This is a genomic window from Citrobacter sp. RHBSTW-00881 (genome assembly GCF_013728515.1).
GTDB lineage: Bacteria > Pseudomonadota > Gammaproteobacteria > Enterobacterales > Enterobacteriaceae > Citrobacter > Citrobacter braakii.
In genome coordinates this window covers 3418443-3431007 of the sequence record NZ_CP056269.1, presented here as the reverse complement: position 1 = coordinate 3431007, position 12565 = coordinate 3418443, and the positions used below count along the sequence as shown (strand labels likewise).

The 12565-nt window shown below is 51.8% G+C and carries 11 protein-coding genes; 5 read left to right on the top strand and 6 right to left on the bottom strand.

Annotation, left to right across the window (positions count from 1 at the left end; genetic code table 11):
- Positions 1-246 precede the first annotated feature (246 nt).
- Positions 247-375 carry a manganase accumulation protein MntS gene (gene mntS, locus HV311_RS16625; RefSeq protein WP_046274644.1) on the bottom strand — a complete coding sequence of 43 codons (129 nt, stop codon included), beginning with the start codon at positions 373-375 and terminating at the stop codon, positions 247-249.
- Between the two features lie 186 nt (positions 376-561).
- On the opposite strand from mntS, the gene mntR reads away from it, so the two are divergent.
- Positions 562-1035, top strand: a complete 474-nt coding sequence (mntR, locus tag HV311_RS16620) for a manganese-binding transcriptional regulator MntR (protein WP_003831586.1) — start codon at positions 562-564, stop codon at positions 1033-1035.
- On the top strand, positions 1032-2141 hold the full coding sequence (locus HV311_RS16615) for an anion transporter (protein ID WP_016152375.1): 1110 nt from the start codon (positions 1032-1034) through the stop codon (positions 2139-2141). Before mntR ends, HV311_RS16615 begins: the two co-directional genes overlap by 4 nt.
- A gap of 80 nt (positions 2142-2221) precedes the next feature.
- On the opposite strand, the gene ldtB is transcribed toward HV311_RS16615, so the two are convergent.
- Complete coding sequence (gene ldtB / locus HV311_RS16610; protein ID WP_003035268.1) at positions 2222-3142, bottom strand: L,D-transpeptidase; 921 nt, start codon at positions 3140-3142, stop codon at positions 2222-2224.
- Positions 3143-3374: 232 nt separating this feature from the next.
- On the opposite strand from ldtB, the gene HV311_RS16605 reads away from it, so the two are divergent.
- Both HV311_RS16605 and HV311_RS16600 read left to right on the top strand, forming a co-directional pair.
- On the top strand, positions 3375-4967 hold the full coding sequence (locus HV311_RS16605; RefSeq protein WP_049043037.1) for an ABC-F family ATPase: 1593 nt from the start codon (positions 3375-3377) through the stop codon (positions 4965-4967).
- 108 nt (positions 4968-5075) lie between these two features.
- Positions 5076-5921, top strand: a complete 846-nt coding sequence (locus tag HV311_RS16600) for a hypothetical protein (RefSeq protein WP_191220201.1) — start codon at positions 5076-5078, stop codon at positions 5919-5921.
- 69 nt (positions 5922-5990) lie between these two features.
- Here the strand turns inward: HV311_RS16600 and HV311_RS16595 are convergent, their stop codons facing one another.
- From HV311_RS16595 to HV311_RS16580, 4 genes are all read right to left on the bottom strand, one after another.
- On the bottom strand, positions 5991-7253 hold the full coding sequence (locus tag HV311_RS16595) for a DUF1479 domain-containing protein (RefSeq protein WP_191220200.1): 1263 nt from the start codon (positions 7251-7253) through the stop codon (positions 5991-5993).
- A 153-nt stretch (positions 7254-7406) separates the two neighbouring features.
- The gene (locus HV311_RS16590) at positions 7407-8222 is read right to left on the bottom strand and encodes a Cof-type HAD-IIB family hydrolase (RefSeq protein WP_075846990.1); all 816 of its coding nucleotides are present in this window, start codon (positions 8220-8222) and stop codon (positions 7407-7409) included.
- Between the two features lie 121 nt (positions 8223-8343).
- On the bottom strand, positions 8344-10776 hold the full coding sequence (locus HV311_RS16585; RefSeq protein ID WP_049040697.1) for a glycyl radical protein: 2433 nt from the start codon (positions 10774-10776) through the stop codon (positions 8344-8346).
- Positions 10777-10781: 5 nt separating this feature from the next.
- Positions 10782-11681, bottom strand: a complete 900-nt coding sequence (locus tag HV311_RS16580) for a glycyl-radical enzyme activating protein (protein WP_131348157.1) — start codon at positions 11679-11681, stop codon at positions 10782-10784.
- Between the two features lie 132 nt (positions 11682-11813).
- Between HV311_RS16580 and fsa the strand changes: the two genes are divergently transcribed.
- A complete protein-coding gene (fsa, locus tag HV311_RS16575; RefSeq protein ID WP_019076360.1) occupies positions 11814-12476 on the top strand; it encodes a fructose-6-phosphate aldolase in 663 nt (220 codons plus the stop codon).
- The last annotated feature ends 89 nt before the right edge of the window (positions 12477-12565 follow it).

The window sequence follows — 12565 nt, the reverse complement described above, 5'->3', positions numbered from 1 at the left end:
ACCCTGGCGCTAAGGGTCATTGCCTGCCTGAGAGAGCGAGAAGAGGGATAGGGTCCGCATCCGCGAGCCGCAATATATGCAGGGCTGCGAAAAGATAGAGTGTGTGCAAGAGAAGGTCAACTACTACTAAGAAATTGTTTTGCGAGGGGCGTGGCAAAACTGACAAAAAGAAGGGTTATTGGCACGAAAACGATCACCGTATCCGAGTTACGGCAGGAAAATGAAGCGGCGTACCGCGACGCCGCATTATTTATCTGCAGGTTTATCCTGCTCTGGTTTGCTGTTAATCATGTCGCACAGCATAGAGATCAGCATTAACCGTACTTTAAAGGGAGAGTGGCTAAACACGCGCATACACCTCTTAAATTCATTCATATAAACCTCCTGACTTCACGATCCCATCAGTCCTTGAGGGATGTCTTTATTATATACAGATATAGCACAGGCTATATTATATAGCTATTGCTAAAACGTTAATTTTTTGTGCCCACGCAACTCTGGTTTACAATGAGCGTTCTCTAATCAGATGCCGTTAACGCGTCACAGTAACGAGGAAGCAGAATGAGTCGTCGCGCAGGTATGCCAACAACAAAAAAAGTGACGCAATTGGTGAATGTCGAAGAACACGTTGAAGGATTTCGTCAGGTCCGGGAGGCACATCGCCGTGAGCTGATTGATGACTACGTAGAGCTGATTTCCGATCTCATTATTGAGGTGGGTGAAGCGCGCCAGGTCGATATGGCCGCACGGCTTGGAGTTTCCCAGCCGACGGTTGCTAAAATGCTTAAGCGTCTTGCTTCAGTTGGGTTGATTGAAATGATCCCCTGGCGGGGCGTGTTTTTAACCGCAGAAGGTGAACGACTGGCTCAGGAGAGTCGGGAGCGTCACCAGATTGTGGAGAATTTCCTGCTGATGTTAGGTATCAGCCCGGAAATTGCCCGTCGCGACGCGGAGGGAATGGAGCATCACGTCAGTAAGGAAACGCTGGAGGCTTTTAGCCGGTTTACGCAACAGCAAGGCACAGGCTCTGAATGAGTTTTCCTTTACTACGCGCCTTACAGCGCGATCGCTTTTTTCAGCTGTTAATCATCGTCGGGGTTGTACTGAGCCTGTTCGTGCCATTTACGCCACGGTCGTGGCCGGGGGCGATAGACTGGCACACGATTATTACGCTTAGCGGCCTGATGTTACTGACCAAAGGCGTGGAGCTAAGCGGTTACTTCGATGTGTTAGGGCGCAAGATGACCCGGCGCTTTAACACCGAACGTCAATTGGCGATATTTATGGTGCTGGCGGCAGCGCTGCTGTCGACGTTTCTGACCAACGATGTTGCGCTGTTTATTGTTGTTCCGCTGACGATCACCCTGAAAAAATTGTGTGCCATTCCTGTAAATCGCCTGATTATCTTTGAGGCGCTGGCGGTAAACGCCGGATCGTTGCTCACGCCAATAGGTAATCCGCAAAACATTCTGATGTGGGGACGCTCCGGCTTATCGTTTACCGCGTTTACCTGGCAGATGGCGCCGCTTGCGGGGACCATGATGCTGACGCTGGTGGTGCTGTGCTGGTTCAGTTTCCCGCATAAAGCATTGCATTATCATACCGGTACGCGCGCACCTGACTGGCAACCGCGCCTGGTGTGGAGCTGTCTGGGGCTGTATATCATTTTCCTGGCGGCACTGGAGCTAAAACAAGAGCTGTGGGGCCTGGCGATCGTCGCGGCAGGATTCATGGTGCTGGCTCGCCGCGTGATCCTCAGCGTGGATTGGACGCTGCTGTTGGTGTTTATGGCGATGTTCATTGATGTGCACTTGCTGACGCAACTCCCGGCCTTGCAGGAGATTACCCACCAGATTGGCACGCTGTCAGCACCGGGGCTTTGGTTGACGGCCATTGGCCTGTCGCAGTTTATCAGTAATGTTCCCAGCACGATTTTGCTGCTGAACTACGTCCCGCCAACGCTGCTGCTGGCCTGGGCGGTCAATGTGGGCGGTTTTGGGTTGTTGCCGGGATCGCTGGCGAATCTTATTGCTTTACGGATGGCAAACGATCGACGGATCTGGTGGCGTTTTCATTGGTATTCGGTGCCGATGCTGATATGGGCGGCGCTGGTAGGGTATGGTTTATTGCAGGTGATGTGAGGATTGTGCCCGATGGGGCTGGCGCTTATCGGGCCTACAGGTTAAGTAGGCCCGATAAGGCGAAAGGGCAGTTTTGATGCTTAGTTCAGACGAACCGGCATACCTGAACGGTTCTGTACCGCCTGCTCAACGACGGCCTGATCGACGTCAGACTGACCGGTGATGCTGGTAATGCTCTTGTTCAGCGTAATCGGTACGATTTCCCCGCCTTCGAACTGTGCTTCAGTGGTGGACAGTGGGTTGTGTACCTCGATGTAACGGCTGCCGTCTGGTTCAGTCGTGGCTTTTACCGGCTCATCGATAAACTGTACGCGGGTGCCGACCGGCACATTTTCAAACAGGAATTTGATGTCGTCGTTACGCAGACGCACGCAACCGTGGCTGACGCGTAAGCCGACGCCGAAGTTAGCATTGGTGCCGTGGATGGCGTACAGGCGACCGATATACAGCGCGTACAGGCCCATCGGGTTATCCGGACCTGCCGGAACAACAGCTGGCAGCGGTTCGCCCGCAGCGCGGTATTCCGCATGCATTTTTGCCGTTGGCGTCCAGGTTGGGCCCGCTTTTTTACGTTCTACTTTGGTGGTCCAGTTGATTGGCGTGTCTTTGCCCAACTGACCAATACCGATCGGCAGAACAATAACGGTGTTGGTGCCTTTCGGGTAGTAGTACAGACGCATTTCAGCGCTGTTAATAACAATACCTTCATGCACGGTATCCGGCAGGATCAATTGCTGAGGTATGTTCAGGACGGTGCCGCCCTTCGGCAGGAAGGTATCCACGCCCGGGTTGGCTTCCAGCATATTAGACAGACCCATCTGATACTCCGCCGCAAAATACTCCAGCGGTTGGGTGTTGCCTTCAGGAATAGTGATGACCTGGTTTTGGCCGATCAAACGGCTGCCATCGGTAGGCAGCGGGTACGTGACGGCAGAAGCGGTGTTACAAAAACCAACTATTGCGAGTGCCGCCGCGAAAAGCGTTGTTAATTTCATATTCATGTTCATGTATGCGAGATTCAGTGCCAGGCAGGCTAGTGGGTTGAGATTTATGTAGTGTTGGGCACGCATTATATGTGCAATCTGAGCAACAAGGAATTCGGATGTGTACTAAATCACATTTTTTTCCTTTTGCTTTCACTTTATCCCTTCAGCATCAAGGCGCGATCTTATTGCAGACTTATGGCATAATAAGCGGTTCGTCACATATTTCTTTCTCTTTCAGGATACGCCAGTGTTAGTTTCCAGCAACGTCACCATGCAGTTCGGCAGTAAGCCGCTGTTTGAAAATATTTCCGTCAAATTTGGCGGCGGCAACCGTTACGGCCTGATTGGCGCGAACGGTAGCGGTAAATCCACTTTTATGAAAATTCTCGGCGGCGACCTCGAACCGACGCTGGGCAACGTTTCCCTCGATCCGAACGAGCGTATTGGTAAGCTGCGTCAGGATCAGTTCGCCTTTGAAGAGTTCACCGTGCTTGACACCGTGATCATGGGTCACGGTGAACTGTGGGAAGTAAAGCAGGAGCGCGATCGCATTTACGCCCTGGCCGAAATGAGCGAAGAAGACGGCTATAAAGTTGCTGACCTTGAAGTTCAGTATGGCGAAATGGACGGCTACTCTGCGGAAGCGCGTGCGGGTGAATTGCTGCTGGGCGTAGGTATTCCGGTAGAACAGCATTATGGCCCGATGAGCGAAGTAGCCCCCGGCTGGAAGCTGCGTGTGCTTCTGGCACAGGCGCTGTTCTCTAACCCGGACATTCTGCTGCTCGACGAACCAACGAACAACCTGGATATCGACACCATCCGCTGGCTGGAGCAGACGCTGAACGAGCGTGACAGCACCATGATCATCATTTCGCATGACCGTCACTTCCTGAACATGGTCTGTACGCACATGGCGGATCTGGACTACGGCGAACTGCGTGTTTATCCGGGTAACTACGACGAATATATGACGGCGGCAACCCAGGCGCGTGAACGTCTGCTGGCCGATAACGCCAAGAAGAAAGCGCAGATTGCCGATCTGCAATCCTTCGTCAGCCGCTTTAGCGCCAACGCATCTAAATCTCGTCAGGCGACTTCTCGTGCGCGTCAGATTGATAAGATCAAGCTTGACGAAGTGAAGGCGTCCAGCCGTCAGAACCCGTTCATCCGCTTCGAACAGGATAAGAAACTGTTCCGTAACGCGCTGGAAGTGGAAGCGCTGACGAAAGGGTTTGATGAAGGTCCGTTATTTAAGAACTTTAACCTGCTGCTGGAAGTCGGTGAGAAAATTGCCATTCTGGGTGCCAACGGCGTGGGTAAATCAACCATGCTGAAGACGCTGGTCGGCGAATTACAGCCGGATAACGGCACCGTGAAATGGTCTGAAAACGCCCAGGTTGGTTACTACGCGCAGGATCACGAGTACGAATTCGAAAACGATCTGACGGTCTTCGAGTGGATGAGTCAGTGGAAACAGGAAGGCGATGATGAGCAGGTAGTACGTAGCTTCCTTGGTCGCTTGCTGTTCAGCCAGGACGATATCAAGAAACCTGCTAAAGTGCTGTCCGGTGGTGAAAAAGGACGCATGCTGTTCGGTAAGCTGATGATGCAGAAACCGAATATCCTGGTAATGGATGAACCGACCAACCACCTGGATATGGAATCTATCGAATCGCTGAACATGGCGCTGGAAATGTACCAGGGCACGCTGATCTTCGTTTCTCACGACCGTGAGTTCGTCAGTTCGTTGGCAACCCGCGTGATTGAAATTACGCCGGAACGCGTAATCGACTTCACCGGTAACTACGAAGATTACCTGCGTAGTAAAGGTATTGAATAAGTCTCTCCCCGCACTTTTCTGAAAAAAAGTTCTGCTTATTAATCTTAGCCACAATTGTGGCTAAGATACTTTCCATAACTACCTACACAGGGAAAGGAAATAAGTCAGATGGAACCGCTTTCTTTAGCCAATCTTAAATTAAACTTACTAAGTTTAAACAACAGCAACGAGCATCCTTTCATTTTACGTGAAGATGGCGATGATATTGTTGCATCCTGGAATATCGTAGATGCTGAGTGGATAGATTACTTCAGTCAATACGGATTGCAAAAACAATATGAGTTAAGACTGTTCTTCGATGAAAGTAAAAAGCAGATTAGCTATCGGGAAAAAACTACCGATGTGGAGTGGGATTCAGATTTGGGTGGGTTCAGATTGAGAAAATCTGTCCAAATCGGGCAACGTCTTGAGTTTTCTGCTGGGGGATCCTTGGGGAAAAAAGAAGATGGTAGCTTTGGTAAAATTGATGGCTACAAATTTGCATCAACGGAAATTACCGACCCTGTTTTTGATATAGTTCGTGATGCTGGATGGCTGGTTCGTGGTGTGTTAGCAGACAAGAAAAAAAGGAAATTTGTTATTGCGGGAGCGGTGATTGCCGCACTAATTATTTTTATTGGTATTGGCACTTTCCTTTTTTCCACGATGGGTGATTTGAAGGATGCTGCGCGAACAGAGATAGATTTGCTCCGTAATGGACAATATGTTCAGGCTTATCAGGCAAGCTCTTCTTTTCTGCAAAGAAAAATGAACAGCGAGGATTTTAAGCTTGTAACCGAGTCTGTTCATTTTGATGATATTAGCGAATACAGTTTCGATAGTTTCAATGTAGTAAATGATGTTGGTTCTTTGTCTGGAAGCGTAGAGTTTAAAAACGGAGAGTCTGGCGAGATTAACGTTACAATGCTCAAAGAAAATGATAAATGGAAACTGGCAGCAGTATCAATAGAATAAAAAAATATCCGGTTTTTGTCATGTAGTGAAGAAAACCGGACTGTTTTAAAGGCGTTGGAAGGGGACGGATTATTCCATCCCCAGCGCACGCTTGCCATGGATATTCAAATCATCCAGCGTGAAGCGTCCTTCCCAGTGAGTTTCATAATCCTCGCGTGGGAAATCACCTGGCGATACGCCTTTTTCCAGCGCGGCCTTCACTTTATGGGCGTAGGCCAGATTCTTTTCGCACATCGGTGCGGCAGGGATGTACATCACGTTGCCCCAACCCTGCTGATTTTCTACCGGCGCGACGGAGTGGATCACATCGCAATGCCACCAGACGGAGTCTCCGGCGTCCAGTTGCGGAATGCTGGTTAACGCTTCAATCAGCAGCGGATGCCATTGCGCAGAAATCGGCAGAACTCTGCCGGGCGCAACGCCGCAAAGTTCATCTTCCGGCACATCGTCAAGCAATGGACGTAACAGTACCCAGGCCATCGCTTCAGGGATAGGGACCACGTGCAACAACCCCTGACCTGGCAGCATATCAGAGAGAGCAGTCCAGCCCTGGAAGGTACGGAATACTGAACATTTGGTGGTGTTATCCACCGTGTACTCTTCTACTTCAGTGCGATGCGCGGCCTGCCACGGATCGTAGTCTTCCAGCTTGCCATTGAAAACATTAGCAAAGACCTGCTGATATGCCGGCAGAAGCCAGCGTTCCAGCGCACCGGAATCCGTATGCGCGCCCAGCCCTTTGGACGTCGTTCCCGGTGGACGACGGCGTATGCGGTCGGGGTAGATAACGCTGACATCCGGGTTAAACCATTGCTTACCTTCGCCTGCAAATGTCCAAAGACGGTTGAGAAATGACTGCGCATTTGCCATTTCTTCACTCTGACGGGCCTGCATCTGCGCCTGGGACCAGTAGATGGGGTAGATTTCAGGCCGCGATGCGCTCAGGGTACCAAAGAAATTATCGCCCGGTCCTTTGTAAACTTCGTCAAAATGGTTGCGGTCCAGATAGTCCAGCATTGACCTATCCCAATCGAGGGCTTGTTCGCGAGAGAAATGGCCTTTAATGACCGCGCATCCGCGACGCTTAATTTCTTCACGCTGCTCAGTACTCACGCGGCCCGCCTTGATATCCGCATAGGACAACACAGGCCATACCGGAGAGCCTTGCGCTTTGAGGGCGTTGATTTCCGCCACGCGATTGGCAATGGCCTCGCTCAACTGATTGAAAATCAACTGAACATCTCCAAGCTGTTCACGCAATTGCTTTTTCATCTGCCGGATTGCCGCTTTGTGATCGGTGGGCAACGTGTCGCTGGTAAAAGTAAAAGCCATATCCACCTCGCATTAACTTTCATTCGAAACTGATTTAACTTACAGGTGATAATATAAGTTAAAATTTAGTTAACGCAAGTTTAAAATTTGATGGTGTGAGAAACATGAAAAAGCGTGGAAACCGGGGCAAGGGGATACCCCGGTTGGGCAGGATTAGCAATTAAAAGGGGAAGTGTTATCCAGCACCGCCTGAATCACGTTCAGCGCGCCCTGATGGTTATTGTCGTCGGTCTGATAGCGGGCAATCGATTTGATACTCTCTGCCGCATTGGCCATGGCGAAAGAGTAGCGCGCCATTTTCAGCATTTCTGCGTCGTTGCCGCTATCGCCAATGGCGACCACATTTTGCGGGGACAGGTTCCAGCGCTTTAGCAGACGGCTGATTCCGTTGGCTTTATGCAAACCTGGAATGATCAGGTCGATAAACCCAAAGCCGCTGGTGACGGGCTTCATTATACCGTCAAGGGCAGAATGAAGGTGATCGATCACTAATGGGATTTGTTGATCCGGTAAATTCAGCGAGAACTTGAACAGCACATCATCAATGTCCTGATAATCCTTCACGGGTTTCAGGCGATGGTAGTGTTTTGACATCAATGCGACAAAGGACTCGGGGGCATTTTCGCTAACGTAGGCGCTTTGCAGGCCGCAAGCCACAAAGTTGAGATGCGTATCTTTGAGCAGTTCGCCAATGACAATGCGGGATTCGTGGCGGGTCAGCTCACCGTGAAACAGCTGTTTGCCATGTTCAAAGACTAACGCCCCGTTCTCGGCAACAAAAGAGATCTCATCTTTGAGTTCCGGGAAAAAGGAGATCAGTTGGTAATACTGATTGCCGCTGGCCACGACAAATTCAATATTCCGTTTTTTTAGTTCCTGATACTGCGCCATAAAACGTGCATGATCGTATTTTTTGGCGTCGTCGAGAAAAGTTCCGTCCATATCGGTGACGATAACTTTGATGGTCATACTTGCTCCTGGCTCATAACTGCGACCAGAAACATTTTAATAACAATGTGAGCTAAAGCACAAATTTATTTCATTCGAAAGAAGAATACCCGGCAAGCGAAATGCCGCCGGGTAAGGGGGATTACAGCATATGTTCAGTACGTGCGATGATATCGTCCTGCGCATCTGGAGACAGCGCGGTGAAGAAGGCAGAATAACCTGCTACACGGACCACCAGGTCACGATACTGATCCGGGTGCTTTTTGGCTTCCAGCAGCGTTTCACGGGAGACAATGTTGTACTGAATATGCCAGCCTTTGTGCTCCTCAAAGAAGGTACGCAGCAGGATCATCAGCTTTTGCTTATCGGATTCATTCTCCAGCGTGGCCGGGTTCAGCTTCTGGTTTAACAACACGCCGCCGAGGATTGAACCGGTCGGCAGTTTACCCACCGAGCCAATTACCGCTGTTGGGCCGAGATGGTCCGTTCCGGAAGCCGGGCTTGCGCCTTCTGCCAGCGGAGTATGCGCCTTACGACCATCCGGCGTGGCCATTGTTGCCGCGCCAAACGGTACGTTTGCGGAGATCGATGAGGTACCCGCGTAGTAATTGCCGCCAACCGGGCCACGTCCGTAACGCGGATTATGATACTGTTTCAACTCATTGATATAGGTCTGATAAGCGCGAGCCAGCAGCGTATCAACGCTATCGTCATCGTTGCCGTATTTCGGTGCGCCGTTGATCAGCCGCTGGCGTAATTGTTCGTGGGTCAGACCGTCAAAATCGTCGGCCAGCGCGGCGGCCAGCTGTTGCTGACCGATAGCGCCTTGTTCAAAGACCAGTTTCTTCACCGCAGCCAGGCTGTTGCCGAGGTTGGCAATACCCACCTGCAAACCCGATACCCAGTCGTATTTCGCACCGCCTTGCTTAATGCTTTTCGCGCGTTCAATACAGTCATCTACCAGCGCAGAGCACAGAATATCGTGTACGTTCTCTTCCAGCATGGTGTCGACAACATACTCAATTTCGATAGATTTACGCGTGTAGTAGCGAATCTGCGCATCCCAGGCATCCATCACTTCGTCGAAATTGTTGAAGTTACCAGCCGAGAGCGCTTTTTCCTGTGGCAGAAATACTTTACCGCTGGTGGCATCGCGACCACCTTCCAGCGCTGCCAGCATCACGCGGGCAAAGTTAATAAAGCTCATACCGGTACAGCGGTAGCCCCATTTGCCGCCAACGGCGGTTTCGATGCAACCAATGGCCGCATAGTCATAGGCGTCCTGCGGTTCAATGCCAAGCTTAATGAATTCAGGTATGACGATTTCGTCGTTATTAAAGGCAGGCATCCCGAAGCCGCAGCGGATCACCTGTACACAGGCATCCAGGAAATCATTACTCATCCCTGCATGATAACGCACGCTCAGGTTTGGCTGAGTAGAACGCAGGCGGCCGCAGGATTCCAGAATGGCGTAGGAGAGCGGATTGACGGCATCCATTGCCTGACCGTTAACCAGGTTTTGGCCACCAATGGTCACGTTCTGATACAGCGGGCTACCCGCCGAGGCTTTCGAATGGGAGCCGGAGCGGATTTTGTTCACTTCCAACAGTTTCAGCCAGCAGCTGTGCAGCAGCTCAATGGCGTGCTCACGATCGAGGCTCTGGTTCAGTTCTACGTCACGACGGTAGAACGGATAGAGGTACTGATCCATGCGACCAAACGACACCGAGTGACCATTCGATTCAATTTGCAGGATCAACTGGATGAAATAGCACAACTGCAGCGCCTGCCAGAACGTTTTTGGCGGCTCATGGGCGATCACATCGCAGTTGTCCGCCATGGTCAGCAGTTCATCACGACGACTGGCGCGAGTTTCCGTGGCCGCCATTTTACGTGCCAGCGCGGCAAAGCGCTCAATGTGCAGACTGACGGCCTCCAGCACGATATCAATCGCTTTCAGAAACTGATCGCCATGAAGGTCTTCCAGACATGTCAGATTGATGCGGGAACGACGTTCATCAACTTTGTGGCGCAGGCCGTCAAGACCCTTTTCCAACAGCAGCGGGAAGTTTACCGCCAGGTGTGCGTCACCGGAGGTCATGTTACCTTCGGCTTTGATAATGCCTGTTTCCAGCAGCCCTTTCTGCTCGTCAGTAAACATCCCGTAGCAGCGATCCTGCACGGTCTGACCACGCCACCATGGACACACCTCGTGCAATACGCGTTTGTTCTCTTCGCTTACCGCAAAGCCCGCGCCCGGCCTGTCGGCGAGGTCATCGATCTCTTTTTCAATCCACGACACGGTGTATTCCGGGAAGATTGGCGCGGCACGCACTTCGCTTGCCTGGTTACCAATGATCAGTTCGTCATGCTTGATCCAGATGGTGCGTTCCGCCAGATGATGGGCCAGCGCCAGCGCGCGGCGAACCGGAATAGGTTTATCCAGATGCTGTTGGTACATCTCGGTATAGTGCTGGGCGCGCTCGGTACAAACCGGCGGCTTCACGATGTGGATCAGGGCCGTTTTATGCGCTTTGATACGGTCGCTGAGTGTGTCCAGTTTCAGAGTGGTCATGGCGATTATCCTCGTAGGGTCGCGGTTAAACCTTTAAGGCTGGCGTACTGCTGGGCAAATTCGAGCAGCGCAGGCGCATCAAGCGGTTTATCCGGTGCGTTGTAGGGTTGACTGAGTAAGTGGTATTTGTTGATGCCCAGCGTGTGGTAGGGCAAAAAATGGATCTCATCGACGTGAAGCTCGTCGGCAGCAAAATCGGTAATGGCCTGAATAGCGGCTTCGTCAGCGTTGAACCCCTGAATCAGGGGGACGCGGATAACCATTCTTTTACCGGCGGCGGCCAGTTTTTTCAGATTTTCCAGTACGCGAGAGGCGCTGCCATCGGTCCACTGTTTAAACGGCGCGTCGGCGACATGTTTTAAATCGGCCAGGAACAGGTCGACGTCAGGTAATGACGGTTCAATATATTTCCACGGGACATGCAGACAGGTTTCAACCGCTGTATGAATACCTGCATCGTGGCTGGCTTTGAGCAGCGCTGCCGCCAGTTCTGGCTGCATAAAGGGTTCACCGCCAGACAGGGTGAGACCCCCGCCGCTGCGATCGTAAAACGGTTTATCACGCACTACGGTCGCCATGATGTCGTCCACGCTTTTTTCCTCTCCGCAGACGGTCAGCGCCTGGGTTGGACAGCAGTGGGTCAGCGCCGTGAGCGCATCATCGGTCAGTTTTTCGCGATGAATCAGCAATCCGCTCAGCGCGCGTTCAATCACCTTCGGTGCGGCCTGAGCACAGAGATCGCAACCGTCGAGGCACAAACGTGCGTCATAGAGCAGATCCTGCGTGCGGGCGCGGCTTTCCGGATTCTGGCACCACCGACAGCCCAGTGAGCATCCCTTAAGGAACACCACAGTACGGATACCGGGACCATCATGTGTGGAATAGCGCTGGATATTGAAAATCATAAGCGGCCTCTCGTCTTTCGTATAAAGATTAAATTACTTTCGAATGAAAGTTATATTGACGTACGTCAACTAACCGTGAGGTTTCGCCGTGCTACCTTTTATTCATGCTAATTATTCGTTTGAGGAAAGGTTATGGAACTCTATTTAGATACGTCTGACGTTGACGCGGTAAAAGCTCTGGCGCGGGTTTTTCCGCTGGCAGGGGTGACCACTAACCCAAGCATTGTGGCGGCAGGTAAGCAGACGCTGGACGTGTTACTGCCGCAACTGCAGGAAGCGATGGGAGGGCAAGGACGCCTGTTTGCTCAGGTAATGGCGACCACCGCCGAAGGCATGGTCAGCGATGCGCGTAAGCTGCGGGCAATCATTGCGGATATCGTGGTCAAAGTGCCGGTCACGGCAGAAGGTCTGACGGCCATTAAATTGCTGAAAGAAGAAGGGATCCCGACGTTGGGTACCGCGGTATACGGCGCTGCTCAAGGGCTATTAGCTGCGCTTGCGGGGGCCGAATACGTTGCGCCATACGTTAACCGTGTGGATGCGCAGGGGGGGGACGGCATTCAGACGGTGACCGATCTGCAGACCTTACTGAAAATGCATGCCCCGCACGCCAAAGTACTGGCCGCCAGTTTTAAAACGCCGCGTCAGGCGCTGGATTGCCTGCTGGCAGGTTGCGAGTCCATCACGCTGCCGCTGGATGTCGCTCAGCAGATGATTAGCTCTCCGGCCGTTGATGCTGCCGTAGCGAAGTTCGAGCACGACTGGCAGAGCGCATTTGGACGCACTTCTCTGTAAGTCTGTTTAGCCGGATGGCGGCTGACACCTTATCCGGCCTACACAATGCGCTGTTGTAGGCCTGATTGGCGGCGTTAGCATCGCTGTGT